The 16,855-nt window shown below is 74.9% G+C and carries 13 protein-coding genes and 1 tRNA gene; 10 read left to right on the top strand and 4 right to left on the bottom strand.

Going from position 1 to position 16,855, the window contains the following annotated elements:
* Positions 1-119: 119 nt before the first annotated feature.
* From tmk to OG392_RS16860, 3 genes are all read left to right on the top strand, one after another.
* Positions 120-3,527, top strand: coding sequence for a dTMP kinase (tmk, locus tag OG392_RS16870; protein WP_329280191.1), 3,408 nt, complete (start codon positions 120-122; stop codon positions 3,525-3,527).
* 96 nt (positions 3,528-3,623) lie between these two features.
* Positions 3,624-4,541, top strand: coding sequence for an ABC transporter ATP-binding protein (locus OG392_RS16865; protein WP_329280190.1), 918 nt, complete (start codon positions 3,624-3,626; stop codon positions 4,539-4,541).
* Positions 4,538-6,973, top strand: coding sequence for an FtsX-like permease family protein (locus tag OG392_RS16860; protein ID WP_329280187.1), 2,436 nt, complete (start codon positions 4,538-4,540; stop codon positions 6,971-6,973). The genes OG392_RS16865 and OG392_RS16860 overlap by 4 nt, the downstream gene beginning before the upstream one ends.
* 84 nt (positions 6,974-7,057) lie before the next feature.
* Here the strand turns inward: OG392_RS16860 and OG392_RS16855 are convergent, their stop codons facing one another.
* Together OG392_RS16855 and OG392_RS16850 are read right to left on the bottom strand one after the other, a co-directional pair.
* On the bottom strand, positions 7,058-7,702 hold the full coding sequence (locus tag OG392_RS16855; RefSeq protein WP_329280186.1) for a response regulator transcription factor: 645 nt from the start codon (positions 7,700-7,702) through the stop codon (positions 7,058-7,060).
* The gene (locus tag OG392_RS16850) at positions 7,690-8,913 is read right to left on the bottom strand and encodes a sensor histidine kinase (protein WP_329280184.1); all 1,224 of its coding nucleotides are present in this window, start codon (positions 8,911-8,913) and stop codon (positions 7,690-7,692) included. The genes OG392_RS16855 and OG392_RS16850 overlap by 13 nt, the downstream gene beginning before the upstream one ends.
* 178 nt (positions 8,914-9,091) lie before the next feature.
* Here OG392_RS16850 and OG392_RS16845 point away from each other — a divergent pair, with 178 nt between their 5' ends.
* From OG392_RS16845 to OG392_RS16825, 5 genes are all read left to right on the top strand, one after another.
* A complete protein-coding gene (locus OG392_RS16845; RefSeq protein ID WP_329280182.1) occupies positions 9,092-9,265 on the top strand; it encodes a hypothetical protein in 174 nt (57 codons plus the stop codon).
* 174 nt (positions 9,266-9,439) lie between these two features.
* Positions 9,440-10,642, top strand: coding sequence for a DNA polymerase III subunit delta' (locus OG392_RS16840; RefSeq protein ID WP_329280180.1), 1,203 nt, complete (start codon positions 9,440-9,442; stop codon positions 10,640-10,642).
* Positions 10,643-10,805: 163 nt separating this feature from the next.
* Complete coding sequence (locus tag OG392_RS16835) at positions 10,806-12,365, top strand: alpha/beta hydrolase (protein WP_329280178.1); 1,560 nt, start codon at positions 10,806-10,808, stop codon at positions 12,363-12,365.
* Positions 12,366-12,450: 85 nt separating this feature from the next.
* Positions 12,451-12,524: transfer RNA gene (locus tag OG392_RS16830), tRNA-Thr, on the top strand.
* Positions 12,525-12,648: 124 nt separating this feature from the next.
* Complete coding sequence (locus OG392_RS16825) at positions 12,649-13,344, top strand: pyridoxamine 5'-phosphate oxidase family protein (protein WP_329280176.1); 696 nt, start codon at positions 12,649-12,651, stop codon at positions 13,342-13,344.
* Positions 13,345-13,360: 16 nt separating this feature from the next.
* Here the strand turns inward: OG392_RS16825 and OG392_RS16820 are convergent, their stop codons facing one another.
* Complete coding sequence (locus OG392_RS16820; RefSeq protein ID WP_329280173.1) at positions 13,361-14,266, bottom strand: sigma factor-like helix-turn-helix DNA-binding protein; 906 nt, start codon at positions 14,264-14,266, stop codon at positions 13,361-13,363.
* A gap of 30 nt (positions 14,267-14,296) precedes the next feature.
* Positions 14,297-14,677: a DUF6479 family protein gene (locus OG392_RS16815; protein WP_329280169.1), complete on the bottom strand. Its 381-nt coding sequence runs from the start codon at positions 14,675-14,677 to the stop codon at positions 14,297-14,299.
* A gap of 212 nt (positions 14,678-14,889) precedes the next feature.
* Here OG392_RS16815 and OG392_RS16810 point away from each other — a divergent pair, with 212 nt between their 5' ends.
* Positions 14,890-15,399, top strand: a complete 510-nt coding sequence (locus OG392_RS16810; RefSeq protein WP_329280167.1) for a SigE family RNA polymerase sigma factor — start codon at positions 14,890-14,892, stop codon at positions 15,397-15,399.
* A 96-nt stretch (positions 15,400-15,495) separates the two neighbouring features.
* Positions 15,496-16,854, top strand: coding sequence for a hypothetical protein (locus OG392_RS16805; RefSeq protein WP_329280164.1), 1,359 nt, complete (start codon positions 15,496-15,498; stop codon positions 16,852-16,854).
* Position 16,855 lies beyond the last annotated feature (1 nt).

Raw genomic sequence — 16,855 nt, 5'->3', positions numbered from 1 at the left:
AGCTGCCTCCACCCCCGTCCTCCGTTCCTGTGACCGTCTTCTGTTCGTCCTGTCACAGGCTCGTCCGGATGTTCGGGCGGAGGCCACGGGGAGCAAGGCCGTCCGGATAGGGTGGACGGATGACGCGAGCAGAGCAGCCAGACCGCCTCGGCGATTCCGACGCCGCACTCGTCGCGGATTCCAGGGAGCGTGCCGTACGCGCCCTCTTGCGCCATCAGCCACTGCGCAGGTTGTGGAGCGCCCACTTCGTCGGCAGCACCGGCGACGCGCTCGCCCTGCTCGTGCTCGTCCTCCTCGGCCTCCAGGCCGCCGTGACCGAGGGCGCGTTCGGCGGGGGCGAACGGGGTGCCGCGCTCGCCGTGGCCGCCGTCGTCGGCGCCCGGCTGCTCGCCTCGGTCCTCTTCGGGGCCGTCCTCCTCGGCCCGCTGACCGCGCTCACCGGACCGGGGGGCGCGCTCGACCGGCGCTGGACCATGATCGGCGCCGACGGTGTCCGGATCGCGCTGCTCGTCATCGCACCGCTGTGGATCGACTGGACCCCCGGCAACGCCCTCTGGTACCTGCTCGGCACCGTCTTCGTGACCGGTGCGGCCGAGCGGCTCTGGACGATCAGCCGTGAAGGCGCCGCGCCCGCGCTGTTGCCCGCCCCGCCGATCGAGGGCGGTGCCGTACGGCCGCTCCCCGACCACCTCGGCGCGCTGCGCCGGCTCTCCCAGCGCACCGGCTTCCTCGCCGTCCCCGTCGCCGCCGCCGTCCTGCTCGTCGCCACCCTGATCGGCAACCTGCTCGGCGCCGGGATCGACTGGTTCTCGCTCCACCAGGCCGCTCTCGGCTCGTACGTCGCCGCCGGTCTGTTCGCCGCCTCCGTCACCGTCCTCTACGCCATGGCACTGCCCGGCGGGGACACCCCGCGGCCCCGCTCGCCCCTGGAGGGGCTGCGCCGGCCGACCGACAAGGGCGCCGAGGGAAGCGCCGGGAAGGGCCGCACCGGAGCCCTCTCGCTGCTCGTCCTGACCTGCGCCACCATCGCCGGAGCCATCGCCGCCGCCGCGTCCGTCGCCGTACTCCACGCCTACGACCTCGGCGGCGGGCCCGTCACGTACGCGCTGCTGGTCCTCGCGCTCAGCGGCGGCACCGCCGTCGGCATCCGCACCGCCGGCTCCGTCCTGCCCGTCCTGTCCCGGCGCCGGCTGCTCGCGCTGGTGACCGCCGTCACCGGCGTCGCGCTGATCGCGATGGGCATGGTGCCGGACACGGCGACCGTGCTGCTGCTCGCCGTCCTCGCCGGATACACCGCCGGAGTCGCCGCGAACACCGGGCACACCCTCGTCGACCAGGAGACCGAGGAGCCCCGCAGGGCCCGCACCACCGAGCACCTCCAGGCCACCGCCCGCGTCGGCATGGCGATCGGCGCGCTCGCCGCGCCGCTGCTCGCCGCCGCGATCGGACCGCACCGGCTCGCCTCGGCCTCGGGGACCTTCGTCTTCGAGCACGGCGGCGCCGCCTTCACGCTCGCCCTGATCGGCGCCCTGCTGCTGCCGGTCGCCGCGCTCGTCCTCGCGAAGACCGACGACCGGGCGGGCGTCCCGCTCCGCCGCGACCTGCGCGACGCGCTGCGCGGCTCCGACCCCGTGCAGGCGCCCTCGCCGACCGGCTTCTTCATCGCCCTGGAGGGCGGCGACGGCGCCGGCAAGTCCACCCAGGTCCAGGCGCTCGCCGAGTGGATCCGGGCCAAGGGCCACGAGGTCGTCGTCACCCGCGAGCCCGGCGCCACCCCCATCGGCAAGCGCCTGCGCTCGATCCTCCTCGACGTGTCGTCGGCGGGGCTCTCGAACCGCGCGGAGGCCCTGCTGTACGCGGCCGACCGCGCCGAGCACGTCGACTCCCTGGTCCGGCCGGCCCTGGAGCGGGGCGCGATCGTCCTCTCCGACCGGTACATCGACTCGTCCGTCGCCTACCAGGGCGCGGGCCGCGATCTCTCGCCGACCGAGATCGCCCGTATCTCGCGCTGGGCGACCGACGGACTCGTCCCCCATCTGACCGTGGTCCTCGACGTCTCCCCGGAGACCGCGCGGGAACGGTTCACCGAGGCGCCCGACCGCCTGGAGTCCGAGCCGCCGGAGTTCCACGCGCGCGTGCGGGCCGGATTCCTCGCCCTCGCGGCCGCCGACCCCAGCCGCTACCTCGTCGTCGACGCCGGGCAGGAGCCCGAGGCCGTCACCACCGTCGTACGCCACCGGCTCGACCGGATGCTGCCGCTCTCCGAGGCCGAGGTGAAGGCCGTCGAGGAGGCCCGCCGGAAGGCCGAGGAGGAGGCGCGCCGCCGCGCCGAGGAGGAGGCCGCCCGCAAGGCCGAGGAGGAGCGGCTGGAGCGCGAGCGCCAGGCGCAGCTCGCCAAGCTCCGTGCCGAGGAGGAGGAGCGCAAGCGGCGCGAGGAGGAAGAGGCGCGCCGCCTGGAGGCCGAGCGTCAGGCGGAGGAGGCCCGGCGCAAGGCCGAGGAGGCCCGGCTCGCCGCCGAGGAGGAGCGCAGGCGCCTCGCGGCCGAGGAGAAGGCCCGCAAGGAGGAAGAGGAGCGGCTCCGCAAGGAGGCCGAGGAGGAGGCCCGGCTGCGGGCCGAGGCGGAGGAACGCCGCCTGGAGAAGCAGCGCAAGGCGGAGCAGGCCCTGCTCCGTGCCGAGGAGGCCCGCCGGATGGCCGAGGCCGCGGCCGCCGCGAAGGCGGCGGAGGAGGCCGCGGCGAAGGCCGCCGCCGAGAAGGCAGCGGCCGAGGCGGCCGCCAAGGCCGCGGCGGAGCGCGCCGCGGCCGAGCGTGCCGCCGCGGAAGCCGCCGCGACGCTGCGTGCCGAGGCGGCCAAGGCCACCGCCGAACGGGCCGCCGCCGAGAAGAAGGCAGCGGCGGAGGCGAAGGCCGCCGCCGACGCGAAGGCCGCGCGGGAGCGGGCCGAGGCCGAGGCGGAGGCCGCCGCCGCGCGTGCCGCCGAGGCCGCGGCCGTCGAGCTCTCGGCCAACGAGGTCACCCAGGCGACCCCGATCGTGAAGCCGGATCCGCGGATCGCGAAGCCGGGCACGAAGCGGGCCGGGACACCGGCCGCCGAGCCGGACGAGCCGACCGTCTCGCCCGAAGAGGTCACCGTCGCCACGCCGATCGTGCGGATCACGAAGCCGGAGGCCGAGACCAGCGTCCTGCCCCGGGTCACCGAGGAGCGCGCGGCCGACGAGACCGCCGTCCTGCCGCCCGTGCGGGACGCCGAGTCGACCGCCGTGCTGCCCGCTGTCGGCGGCACCCAGGCCTCCGACCCGGTCGACCGGGTGCCGCAGGGCATCTTCCGGGACGCCGGACCCGCCCGGCGGCAGCCGCAGGGGGCGAACGACCGGACCCGCGAGCTGCCCCAGCTCGACGAGAACGGCCGGCCCCTCCGCCGCTCCGACTGGGCGGAGGAGACCCCGCTCGACGATCTGCCGACGCTCGCGGACGAACTGTTCGGACCGCACGACGACGAGGACGAGGGGCAGCGCCGCCGCGGCTGACCCCGTTTCCCCCGATGGGGGGTGGAGCCAGCTCCACCCCCCATCGGGAAGCCAGCCCCATGCCGCTCTGATCTGCACTTTTCTAGCGTTGTCGGTATGACGACGACTGCAGTGACGGAGAGCGGCGCCGCCCGCGCCCTGGACGCGGCCCTCGCCCTCGACCGGGTGGGCCGGACGTACGGACGCGGGGCCCCCGCGCTCGACGGGGTGAGTCTGACGGTGCCGCGCGGCCGGTTCGTGGCGGTGATGGGCCCCTCGGGTTCCGGCAAGTCCACCCTGCTGCGGTGCGCGGCGGGACTCGAACGGCCGACGACCGGAACGGTACGGATCGGGGGCACCGATCTCGCCACGCTGAAGGCCGCCGGTCTCACCCGGCTCCGCCGCGACCGGATCGGCTTCGTCTTCCAGTCGCTGAACCTCGTCTCCGCCCTCGACGTGCGGGAGAACGTCACCCTGCCGCTGCTCCTCGCCGGAGCCAGGGAGGGCCGGGAGCTCGACGCCCGCGCCCTCGCCGGGCTCGCGGCCGTCGGCCTCGCGGACCGGGCCGGTGACCGGCCGGAGAACCTGTCCGGCGGCCAGCGCCAGCGGGTGGCCATCGCCCGCGCCCTGGTCAACGAACCCGAGGTCGTCTTCGCCGACGAGCCGACGGCCGCCCTCGACCCGGTCACGGCGGCGGGCGTGCTCGCCCTGCTGCGGCGCGCGGTCGACGAGCGGGGGACCACGGTCGTCCTCGTCACCCACGACCCGGTGGCGGCCGCCTGGACGGACGAGGCGGTGTTCCTCGACCGGGGCAGGCTCGCCGGGCGGCTCGGCCGTCCGGACGAGACGGCGGTACGGGAGATGCTGGGCGCCCACCTGCCGGGCGGGCGCCTTCAGGGCACGCACGCGACGGGCACCCGTGCAAGGGGCGGGCACGCGACGGGCACGGACGCGGCGGGCGGGCACGCGGCCGGGCTCGACGCGGCGGGCGCCTACAGCGGTCACCCGTTCCGCCGGACGGCGGTGGCCAGGTGAAGACGTCCCGGAACCCGGCGGTCCGGCTGCTCGCCGCCCGCTCCCTGCGAGCGCACCGGAAGGCATGGGCGGCCGTGTTCGCCGCCGTCGCCGTCACCTCGGTGCTGCTCGGCGCCCTGGCCCTCGCCGCCGGTTCGGCGGCCCTCGGCCACGCGCGCGTGGAGCGGTACGCCGCCGCGCCCGTCGTCGTCGCCGGTGACCAGGAGGTCAGCTGGACGACGAAGCCGTGGGGAGGCGAGACCGAGACCCGGACCGCCGGTCTGACCGAGCGGGTCCGGATCCCGGACGCGACCGTCGACGTCGTGCGGGCGGTGCCGGGGGTCCTGGCGGCGGTGCCGGACCACACCTTCGTCGTACGGGAGCCGGGAGCGGACGCTGCCGCGGACCCGAGGACGTACACCGGGCGGTCCTGGGAGGCGGCCCGGCTGGCCCCGTACCGGCTGATCGACGGGCGCGAGCCGCGCGGTGCCGCCGAGGCCGTCATGGGCTCCGGTGCCGGGGCGCGGCTCGGGGACACCGTCGCCGGCCGGAAGGTCGTCGGCCTCGCCGAAGGACCCGCCGCCCTGTACGTCACCGCGGCCGAGGCGCGGAAGCTCGCCGGGCATCCGGGTTCCGTCGACGCCGTCGGCGTCCTCGCCGCACCGGGCGTCCCCGTCGACACCCTCCACGCGCGCGTGCGGGTGGCCCTGGACGAGGCCGGACTCGAGGACACCGCTTCGGGGCAGCCGCTCCGGGCGTTCACCGGCGACGGCCGGGGCGGTCCCGAGCACCTCGCCGCGGCGCCCGCGCGCATGGAGCTCCTCCAGCTCCTCGCCGCCGTCTCCGGGACCGTCGTGCTCGTCGCCGTGCTCGTGCTCGCCTCGCTCGTCGCGCAGGCGCTCCAGCAGCGTTCCGGTGAGCGGGAGTTGCTGCTCTCGGTCGGTGCGACGGCCCGTCAGGTGCGGGCGGCGGCCGGCCGGGAGGTGACCCGGGTCGCCGGGCTCGCGGCGCTGTGCGGCGCGGTCGCGGCCGTACCGGTGTTCCTCGGACTGTGGTCGGCCCTGCGGGACCGTACCGGAGTCGTCCCCGAGGGACTCGAACTCCCCTCCCCGCCCTGGCTTTTCGCCGCCTCCCTCGTCATCGCCGCCGTGGTCGTGGGGATCACCCGGCTCGTCGTCCTCCTCGCCGCCCGGCAGCCCCGGCGCCCGGGGGAGGGCGGCGTGCGGCGGGTCGTCGGGATCGCGCTGATCCTGCTGGGCGTGGCAGCGGCCGTCACCGCCACGGCTCAGGGCGGCGCGGCCGCCGGGGCCGCCGCCGGAGCGGCCACGGTGACGCTGGTCGCCGGGTGCGCGGTGCTCGGCCCCTGGATCGCCGGGGCCGCGATGAAGGTCCTGGACCTGCCGTTCCGCCGGCTCGGCGGTGCGCCCGGACGGCTCACCGCCGCCGCCGCGAGCGCCCACTCGCGGCGCCTCGGGGCGGCGCTCGTGCCGGTCGTCCTCGTCACCGCCTTCGCGCTCGTGCAGCTCTCGGCGGGCACGACGATGGGGCGGGCCGCCGACGAGCAGGCGCGGGCGGCGACGATCGCGGACCTCGCGCTCACCGGCACGACGGCGGAGCGGGTGCGGCGGATGCCGGGGGTCGACGCGGCCACCGACGTCCTGCGTTCGACGGTCGTCCTGGCCCGCACGGAGGCCGGTGCGCCGCGCCTCGACCGGCTGCCGGTGCTCGGCGTGGACGCGCCGGGTCTGGCGGGCACGCTCGACCCCGGAGTCGTCGCCGGTGACCTCGCCGGACTCGCCCGTACGGGCACGGTCGCGGTCGGGTCGGACATGGCCGACTCGCTGGACGTACGGCCCGGTTCGACGGTCGACCTGCGGCTCGGCGACGGCACGCCGAAGCGGCTCCGGGTGGTGGCGGTGTACGAACGCTCTCTCGCTCTCGGCGAGTTCCTGCTCCCGAAGACCGAACTGGCCCCGCACATGGGCGATCCGTACCCCGCGCGCGTCCTGGCGTCGACGGCGAAGGCGGCCGGGGCGGACGCGCTCCCGGGGCCCCTCGTGGCGCCCGAGCAGGTGAGCCCGCCGGGGGCCGAACTCAACGGCATCGTCTCGGCCGTGATCGTCTCCGCGATCGGCGGCCTCACCCTCCTCTCCGTCCTCAGCACCCTCACCCTGATCGGCGCGGGACGGCGCGGCGAACTCCATCTCCTCGGCCAGGTGGGCGCGTCGGCCGGTCAGCTGCGCCGGATGCTCGGCCTGGAGGCGGGCTTCCTGACCGCCATCGGACTGCTCGTCGGCGTCGTGGTGGCAGCGCTCCCGCTCACCGCCTTCGCCTGGGCGCTCACGGACGGACTGCCGTACCTGCCGCCCGAGCAGGCGGCCCTGATCGCCGGCACGGTGACGGTCACGGTGGTGGCGGGCGTGTTCCTGCCCTCCCGGCGGCAGCGGGCCTGACGCGGGCGCCGCGGACGGGACCGGCGCGGCGGGGCCGGACCCGGGCGGGCGCCGTGTCGGCAAGGCGCCCGGTGCGGGCCCCGCTCAGGCGTCGAGGTAGGCCAGGACGGCGAGGACCCGGCGGTGGCCGCCGCTGTCGCTCGGCGGCAGGCCGAGCTTCAGGAAGACATTGCCGATGTGCTTGTGCACGGCCCGCTCGGTGACCACCATCGAGCGGGCGATCGTGCTGTTGTCGTGCCCCTGCGCCATCAGTTCGAGGACCTCGCGCTCCCGGGGCGTGAGGGAGTCCAGCGGGTCGTCGCGGCGGCGGGAGAGCAGCTCGGTGACGACCTCCGGGTCCAGGGCCGTACCGCCGGCGGCGACGCGTTCCAGGGCGTCCAGGAACTCGTCCACCCGCCCCACCCGGTCCTTCAGGAGGTAGCCGACGCCCCGCGCGCCGCCGCCCAGGAGCTCGGCGGCGTACGTCTCCTCCACGTACTGGGAGAGGACGAGCACCGGAAGGTCCGGCAGCTGCGCGCGGGCCGCGAGCGCCGCCCGCAGCCCCTCGTCGCGGAAGCCCGGCGGCATCCGGACGTCGAGGACGGCCACGTCCGGGCGGTGCTCCAGAATCAGCGGCAGGACCTCGGGGCCGGTGGCCGCGACCCCGGCGACCTCATGGCCGGACGAGGTCAGCAGCAGCACGAGGCCCTCTCTCAGGAGGGCGTTGTCCTCGGCGATCACCACACGCACGGAAGCTCCACTTCGATCACGGTCGGGCCCCCTTCGGGGCTGGTCAGTCGTACGGTGCCGTCGAGCGCGGCGACCCTGCGGCGCATGCCGACGAGCCCGGAGCCCCCGCTCTCGCGCGCCTCGGCGCCGCCCCGGCCCTCGTCCGCCACGCGCGCGCGGAGCCCGGCCGGTTCGCGGGTGAGGGCGACGGAGGCGCGGGTGGCGCCGCTGTGCTTGGCGGCGTTGGTCAGGGCCTCGGCGACCACGAAGTAGGCGGCGGCCTCGACGGCGGCGGGGGCGCGGGGGGCACTCGCGCGGGCGGCGTCGGGCCGCTCCGGCCGGTCGTCGCCGGGGGCGTGGTCGGCCAGGCCCGTCACGGACACCTCCACCTCCAGGCCGCTGCTCGCGGCGAGGGCCCGTACCGCGCCGGTCAGGCCCCGGTCGGTGAGGATCGGCGGGTGGATGCCGCGCACCACGTGCCGCAGCTCGGCCAGCGCCTCCTCGGTCTGCGTCTGCGCGTCGTCGAGGAGCTTCCGCGCGGTCACGGGATCGGAGTCGTACGCGCGCTTGGCCAGGCCGATCCGCATGGAGAGCGCCACGAGACGGGCCTGCGTGCCGTCGTGCAGATCGCGTTCGATCCGGCGCAGCTCGGCGCCGTGCGCGGCGATCGCGCCGGCCCGGGTGGCCGTGAGCTCCTCGACACGGGCGGCGAGCGCGGCGTCCCGCGCGGCCGAGGGGGTCGGCGTGAGCAGCGCGCGCGACCACTCGGCCTCCAGGTCGGCGAGCCGTCCGATCAGCGGCAGGATCACCGGCGGCCGCCCCGCGAGCCCGGCCACCACGCCGTCGACCAGCAGCGCGGGCGGCCACAGCACCAGCGAGGCGAACCAGGTCCCCAGGCCGTAGAACAGCTGCGCGGCGGCCCAGATCAGGTCCCGCCCCGTGCCGGGGTCCGTGACGGCGGTCCGCACGCGCGCGGGGAGGGGGCCTTCGAGCGGCAGATACGCCTCCGGGACGGGCGTCCCGGTCCGGGCGGCGGTCCGGCGCCGCTCCCAGCCGGCCAGCCGGCGCAGCAGCAGCACGCTCTCGGGGAGCACGCCCGCGCCGAGGACGGTGACGACGAGGACGGCCGTGAAGAGGGCGACGCCCACCATCAGGTAGCAGAGGATCGCGAGCGCGGCCCCGCTCAGGAGGTGGAGCGACGCCCGGCCGGATTGCTTGATCGCGTCGCGCATACCCGCCAGGTTATGCGGGCGGGCCCGAGGCGTGCGGTGGAGCAGGCACCACCATCGGTCCGGGGGCGGGCACCGCTGTGCGGGAGCGCCGGGACGACGAAGATCGAATGCGTACGGACCCCACTCTTTCGAGCCCTTGCGCGGCTTCCGTCGCCACCCCCGAACCATGGAGATCCCGATGCGTGTCCTGCTCTGGCTGCTGCTCACCGCGAGCGTCCTCGGCAACGCCTACATCAACACCGTCGCCGACCTGGACGGCGCCGCCCACGTCACGGCGAGCGTCGGCACGGGCACGGTCCTGCTCGGCTCCGCGGTCGGCCTGTGGCTGACCCGCCGGGACAGGGAGGCCTGACCCACCTCGGCAGGGAGGCCTGACCCACCTCGGCAGGGAGGCCTGACCCACCTCGGCAGGGAGGGCTGACCCACCGGGCGCCGGGATCCGGCCGCCGTGCGGCGCTGTCTCCGTCCGGCGGGGGTTGTCAGAGGACTGCCCCACAATGGAGGGCGTACCTGAGGAGGGGCAGACATGGCCGTATGGGACGACCTGGTCGGACAGGCGAAGGTCGAGGAGCAGCTCGCCGCGGCCGCGCGGGACGCCGACGCGCTCGTGACCGCCCATGCCGCCGGAGGGCCCGATCCCGAGGCCTCGAAGATGACCCACGCCTGGCTCTTCACCGGACCCCCGGGGTCCGGGCGGGCGACGGCTGCCCGGGCGTTCGCCGCCGCGCTGCAGTGCGTGAGCCCCGACCGCGCCCTGGGCGGTGCGCCGGGCTGCGGATTCTGCGACGGCTGCCACACGACCCTCGTCGGCACCCACGCGGACGTGGAGATCGTCCGTACGGACCTGCTCTCCATCGGTGTGAAGGAGACCCGCGACCTGGTCCGCCGCGCCCATCTCTCGCCGGCCGGCGGCCGCTGGCAGGTCATCGTCCTGGAGGACGCCGACCGGCTCACCGAGGGCGCGGGCAACGTCCTCCTGAAGGCCGTCGAGGAACCCGCCCCGCGCACGGTCTGGCTGCTCTGCGCACCCTCCCTGGAGGACGTGCTGCCCACGATCCGCTCCCGCTGCCGCCACCTGACCCTGCGCACCCCGCCCGTGGAGGCCGTCGCCGACGTGCTCGTACGGCGGGACGGCATCGAGCCGGAGGTGGCGCACGCCGCCGCCCGTGCCACCCAGGGGCACATCGACCGGGCCCGGCGGCTCGCCACAGACGAGCGGGCCCGCGCGCGCCGGTCCGTCGTCCTCAGGCTGCCGCTGCGGGTCGAGGACATCGGCGGCTGCCTCAAGGCCGCCCAGGAGCTGGTGGACGCGGCGGCCGAGGACGCGAAGCAGGTCGCGGAGGAGGTCGACGTCAAGGAGACCGAGGACCTCAAGGCGGCGCTCGGCGCGGCCCAGGGCGGGCGGATGCCGCGCGGCACGGCAGGGGCGATGAAGGAGCTGGAGGAGCGGCAGAAGCGGCGCAGGACGCGTACGCAGCGCGACAGTCTGGACCTCGCGCTCACCGACCTGACCGGCTTCTACCGCGATGTCCTGGCGCTCCAGCTGCGTTCGCGCACGGCCCTCGCCAACACCGACGTGCGGGACGCGATCGAGCGGATCGCCCATGACACCGCACCGGAGCGCACCCTGCGCCGCATCGAGGCGATCCTGGCCTGCCGCCAGGCCCTCGACCGGAACGTGGCTCCGCTGCTAGCGGTGGAGGCGATGACGATGGCACTGCGGGACTAGACGATGGCGCTGCGGGACCAGGGGGTGTCTTGTCGTCGGATTCCCGCCCGCCCCGGGTGACGGCAGGACCGGGGGAGACGCGGCGCGAAGCCGGACGTCGCCGGCGGGCGGGGGCCGAAGGCCGATTGGACACGGTGCGTACCGCTCCGGATACGCTCCGGGAATGGACTCCAGGCGCTTGCTCCGTACGTCCGCCACGGCCCTCGCGGCCGCCGGACTGATCCTCTCCGGCTGCTCGGGCGGGAGCGACGCGGCGGCGTCCCGTACGACGGCGGCCCGGCAGGCCTCGCCCTCCTCCTCGCCGTCCTCCTCGCCCGCGGCGCTCAAGAAGTTCTACGGGCAGAAGCTGACGTGGCGCGACTGCGGTGTGACCGGGTTCCAGTGCGCGACCCTGCGGGCCCCGCTGGACTACGCGAAGCCGGACGGGGAGCAGATCGACCTGGCGGTCTCGCGGGTCCGGGCGACCGGACCCGGCAAGCGGCTCGGATCGCTCCTGGTCAACCCGGGAGGCCCCGGCGGCTCCGCCGTCGGATACCTCCAGGGGTACGCGGGCGTCGGCTACCCCGCGCCCGTCCGTGCCCGCTACGACATGGTGGCCGTCGACCCGCGCGGGGTCGCGCGCAGTGAGCCGGTCGAGTGCCTGACGGGCCCCCAGATGGACACGTTCACGCAGGTCGACCAGACCCCCGACGACACCGCGGAGGTCAACGCGCTGAGCGCCGCCTTCCGGAACTTCTCGGCGGGCTGCGCGAAGAAGTCCCGGGGGATCCTGCCGCACGTCTCCACCGTCGAGACGGCCCGGGACATGGACATCCTGCGGGCGGTGCTCGGCGACGAGAAGCTCGCCTACGTGGGGGCCTCGTACGGCACGTTCCTCGGCGCCACGTACGCCGAGCTGTTCCCGGACCGGGTCGGCCGCCTCGTCCTGGACGGGGCGATGGACCCGTCGCTGCCGGCGATCGACCTCAACCGCGACCAGACCGCCGGCTTCGAGACCTCGTTCCGTGCGTTCGCCGCGGACTGCATCACCCAGCCGGACTGCCCGCTGGGCACGGAGTCGGTCGAGGCGGCCGGCGAGGCGATGAAGAAGTTCTTCCGCGAGGTGGACGCCGATCCCGTGCCCACCGGCGAGAGCCGGGCGCTCGGCGAGTCCCTCGCCACCACCGGGGTGATCGCGGCGATGTACGACGAGGGCGCCTGGCCCCAGCTGCGCGAAGCCCTCACCCAGGCGATCGGCGGCGAGGGCTCGGGCCTGCTGGCACTGGCCGACAGCTACTACGAGCGGGAGGCGGACGGCACGTACGCCAATCTGATGTTCGCCAACGCGGCCGTGAACTGCCTCGACCTGCCGGCCGCCTACGGGGGCCCCGCCGATGTCGTGAAGGCCGTGCCGTCCTTCGAGAAGGCCTCCCCGATCTTCGGCCGGGGGCTCGCCTGGGCGGCCCTCAACTGCACCTCCTGGCCGACCCCGCCGACCGGCACCCCCCACCGGATCACCGCCGAGGGCGCCGCTCCGATCCTGGTCGTCGGCACGACCCGGGACCCGGCCACCCCGTACAAGTGGGCCCAGTCCCTGGCCGGCCAGCTCTCCTCGGGCACCCTCCTCACCTACGAGGGCGACGGCCACACCGCGTACGGCCGGGGCAGCGACTGCATCGACACGGCGATCAACGCCTACCTCCTCGACGGCACCCCTCCCGCCGAAGGAAAGCGCTGCTCATAGGCCCTCTCCGGGGGTGGTCGGAGCACCCCCGGAAACTGTGTAGACTTGGCGTCGCCGCTGCACCCACCATGGGCTCGGACGGCGCGCCGCCTTAGCTCAGTTGGCCAGAGCAACGCACTCGTAATGCGTAGGTCTCGGGTTCGAATCCCGAAGGCGGCTCGGAATCACCCCAGGACTCACTCGCCGTGACCTGGGGTTTTTTCATGCCCGGAGGCGGGGACGGGGCCTGAGGCCGTACGACTCCGGAAGATCATTCGTGTCGGTCGAGGAACCTGGGGGAAGCATGGGCGGCGGTACGGACACGGTCGGCGGGGACGAGGTGCCGGCCGTCACCGAGCGGACCCGGTTGCGGCGGATGCGGGAGAAGGGCAGTCACCGGAGGGCCGATCTGGACGCCGTGCTCGCGGCCGGGTTCCTCTGCCACCTCGGCGTCCCCGTCGACGGGACGACGATGGTGGTGCCCACCGCGTACGGCGTCGAGGGCGACCAGCTGTATCTGCACGGGTCCGTCGCCAGCCGCAGCCTCGTCCAGGCTCCCGGCGCCACCGTCTGCGTCACCGTCACCCACGTCGACGGACTGGTCCTGGCCCGTTCCGTCTTCGAGCACGGCGTGAACTACCGCTGCGCGATGGTCTACGGCGTCCCCCGCCTCGTGACCGACCCGGACGAGAAGCTGCGCGGCCTGCGGGCGCTCACCGAGCAGAGTTCTCCGGGGCAGTGGGAGTACGCACGGCAGCCCAGTCGGAAGGAACTGGCCGCCACCGCCTTGCTCGCGCTCGACCTGACCGAGGCCTCCGTGAAGACCAGCAGCGGGCCGCCGGACGACGGTGACTCCGAGGACGCGGCGCTCGGACTGTGGGCCGGGGTGCTGCCCGTGGTGACCACCTTCGGCGAGCCGGTCACCGATCCCGTGCTGCCCGCCGATGTCGTACCGCCCGCCCATGTGGCCTCCCGTGCGGGGCGCGCCGTCGGGGAGTGAGCCACGACCGCGGCCCTCAGAGCTGGAGCTTCAGGCGGCTCAGGTGGTCCGCGTCCGACAGGGCGTCGATCGCCGTGATCCGGTTCTCCAGGACGGTGAAGGCGAACACCAGCCCCGGATCGCCCTCCGCCGGCCAGGCCAGTCCCGCCGCCCCGTCCACCAGGGCCTTTCTGGCCGTGCCCACCTGACGGGCGATCGCCTCGGCGACCGCCCCGGGGCCGTGCGCGTTCCTCGTCCCGGCCCGTTCGGCCGTGGCGTCGGCCCGCAGCACCACGTCGGGGTCGAGGAGGTCGTGCAGGGCTGCGGCGTCGCCGCTCCGCGCGGCCGCAAGGAAGGCCGCGACCACGTCCCGCTGGCGCGGCAGGTCCGGCTCCGGCATCTCCTCGGCCTCCCGCAGTCGGTAGCGGGCCCGGCCCGCGAGCCGGCGGGTGGCGGCCGGGGTGCGTTCCAGGACCGGTGCGATCCGCTCGTACGGGACGGAGAACTCGTCGTGCAGGACGTACGCGAGCCGTTCCGGCGGTGTCAGTCCGTCGAGGGCGGCCGGGAGGGGTGGGTCCTCGGGTTCGCCCGGGTCGCCCGGGTGGTTCCGGTGGTGCGTGTCGCTCGGGGGGTGCGGCAGGCCCGAGGCCCAGGGGTCCCATGGGTCCCAGGGGTGTTCGCGATGGGTCTCGCGGGACCGCAGCCGGTCCAGGCAGACGCCGGCGACGGCCTCGGTGGGGTCGTACGGGGCCGGAACGGGGCCCGGTGCGACCGGGGGGAGCCGGGCCGGCCAGGTCCTCCGTACGTCCTCTATCGCCTCGTCCGCCTCCTCGGCAGTGCCGAGGAGGCGGTACGCGACGGCCCGCAGGTGCGGTCGGTGCTCCTCGAAGGGAGCCGGGGGGAGGGCTCCCGGGAGCGTTGCGGGGACAGCGTTCTCATCCACGGGGCGTGGCCTCCGTCGGGCGGGAAGGGTTCAGTCGCCGTGGCCCGTGCCTCCGCTGCCGAAGCCTCCGCTGGAGATCCCGCCCCACTTGCGCTTCTCCTCGGTCGGCGGTTCGGGCGACGCCTCGGAGCCGTCCTTGAGCTGGTACGGCATGAGCCGGTGCTCGCCGTCCGTCTGCGGCATCTCGGTGGGCCTGCGGTACCCGGACGTCTCGCCCGGCAGGCTGCCGTCCTCCGGGCGATGGGGCTGCTCGTCCGGCTTGGGCGGATTGGATTCGCGGTCGCGGACCCGGAAGCCCAGCCAGACCGCTGCTATCAGTACGGCGACGATGACGAGCCCGCCGAGCAGCTGTCCGAGGCCTGACTGCCAGACTCCCGCGGCCAGGGTCTGGGCTGCGCTGAGAGTGTTCATACTCCAGGATTACCCCTTTTCTGAGCTTTTGGACGTATTCGGGGTGGTCACCTGCGGATTCGCTCGGGGGGACTCCCTTGGAGATCCGTCGGCGGGACCCCGGGGACCGGCCGGAAAATCTCCGCGGATTCGCTGAAACATTTGCCCCTCCCCGTCGCGTCAATGAGGTGTACGGCGACCACACCACGTGACCGGCGAGGGGGAGGAGGGGCATGAGAAAGTCCCGCGCGGACGAGTTCCTGGAGTTCGCCGCCGCACGCACGGGCCCGCTGTTCCGCTCGGCCTGTCTGCTGACCAGCGGGGACACCCACCTCGCCGAGGACCTCACCCAGGAGACCCTCGGCAGGATGTACGCCCTGTGGGGCCGCATGGCCCGGATCGGGAACCCCGCCGCGTACGCCCAGACCGTGCTCGTCCGCACGTTCCTCAGCCACCAGCGACGCCGTTCGGCCACCGAGCGCCCCCTCGGTGAGCTGCCCGACCGCGCCCCCGACAACGGCGAGGACCCGGCCCTGCGGATCGCGCTGCTGGACGCGCTCGCCGGACTCGCCCCCAAGGACCGGGCGGTCGTCGTGCTGCGGTACTGGGAGGACCGCAGCATCGAGGAGACCGCCGACGCCCTGCACGTCAGCTCCGCCGCGGTACGTACCCGCTCCGTACGCGCCCTCGCGAAGCTGCGTGAACGACTCGGCGGCAGCATCACCGAGTTCGCCGCGCGCTGACCTCCGCGTTCCCTGCCCTCCCTACCTTTTCCCTCCCCCGTACGCTCCCGCGTTCCCCCCCCGTCCGACACCCCCGACCGGAGACGGTGATTCCGCATGGCCCAGAACGACTTCCCCCCGCCCGAAGGCTTCGAGGACGAGCTCGGCGCGATCCTGCGCCGCACCGGCGACGGCTTCGCCGCCGACGACCGGCGCGAGCTGGTCGAGGGCGGGCTGCGCCGCGGCAAGCGGCGGCTGGTCCGCCGTCGCCTCGCGATGACCGGCGGCGTCCTCGCGCTCGCCGCCGTCGGCATCGGCGGCGTGTACGGCGGTTCGCTGCTGTCCCCGGGCGGATCGCCGGAGAAGGTCTCCGTGGCGAGCCCCAGGACCGGCAACCACCCCAGCGGCGCCACCGAGCAGGCCCCGCCCGAGAAGCAGGGGGACCGGAAGGCGGTTTCCGCGATCGAGGTCAAGGACCTCGCGGCGGTCCTCAAGGCCAACACACCGGCCGGACCCTGGGAGATCGCCGACCTGGAGGGCGAGGGCCAGTCCGTCAGCGGCGTCTTCGACGACGGGAACGGCAGGGCCGCCGTCACCGTCGGCCTCTTCCGCACAGGCACCGGCGAGGCGGGCCAGGACCAGGTGTCCTGCCCGGACAAGGTCGCCGTCCCCTACGACGACTGCACCGAGGAGACCCTGCCGAACGGCTCCCGGCTCATGATCCTCGAGGGGTACGAGTACCCCGACAAGCGCGAGGAGACCAAGCAGTGGCGTGCGGTCCTGCTCACTCACGACGGCTTCCTCATCGACGTGAGCGAGTACAACGCCGCCGCGGAGAAGGGCGCTCCCGTCAGCCGTGAGAACCCGCCCTTCTCTCCCGCTCAGCTCAGGGCGCTCGTCACGGCCCGCGCCTGGGGCCCGCTGGCCGCGCGGCTGCCCGAGAACCTGGACACCCCCGGCGGTGAGGGCGGTCAGGGCAGTGGTGCCGACAAGGCCGGCGAGGGCAGCAAGGGTGGCACGGGCGAGCCCCCGGAGCACGTGGAGCCGAGCGGCGCCGCCGTCCAGTCCACGCTGCGTTCCCTCCTGCCCAAGGGCCTGAAGGTCGCCGACAAGGGCGGCGACGGCGGGTACGGCTACCTGGTCGTCGACGACGGCAGGGGCAGGAGCCTCGTCCAGATCAACGTCCAGCCGAACATGTCGGACGTGGCCGGCGACCTCTTCGGCAGCGGGGACGTCACCACGCTCCCCGACGGCCGCAGGGTCAAGCTCACCCAGCAGCCGGGCGAGAAGGGCGGCGAGGGCGTCGTCTGGTGGACCGCCGACACCATGACCCCCGAGGGCTTCCGGGTCGTCGTCTCCGCCTTCAACGCCGGCACGCAGCACGAGGCGGCCACCCGCGCCGAGCCCGCGCTCACGATGGAGCAGCTCAAGGCGATCGCCCTCAGCCCGAAGTGGCAGAAGGTGTCCGCCCCGTAGG

The organism is Streptomyces sp. NBC_00691 (assembly GCF_036226665.1).
Lineage (GTDB): Bacteria > Actinomycetota > Actinomycetes > Streptomycetales > Streptomycetaceae > Streptomyces.
Note: the sequence above shows the minus strand (reverse complement) of the source record. Positions and strands in the feature narration are given on the sequence as shown.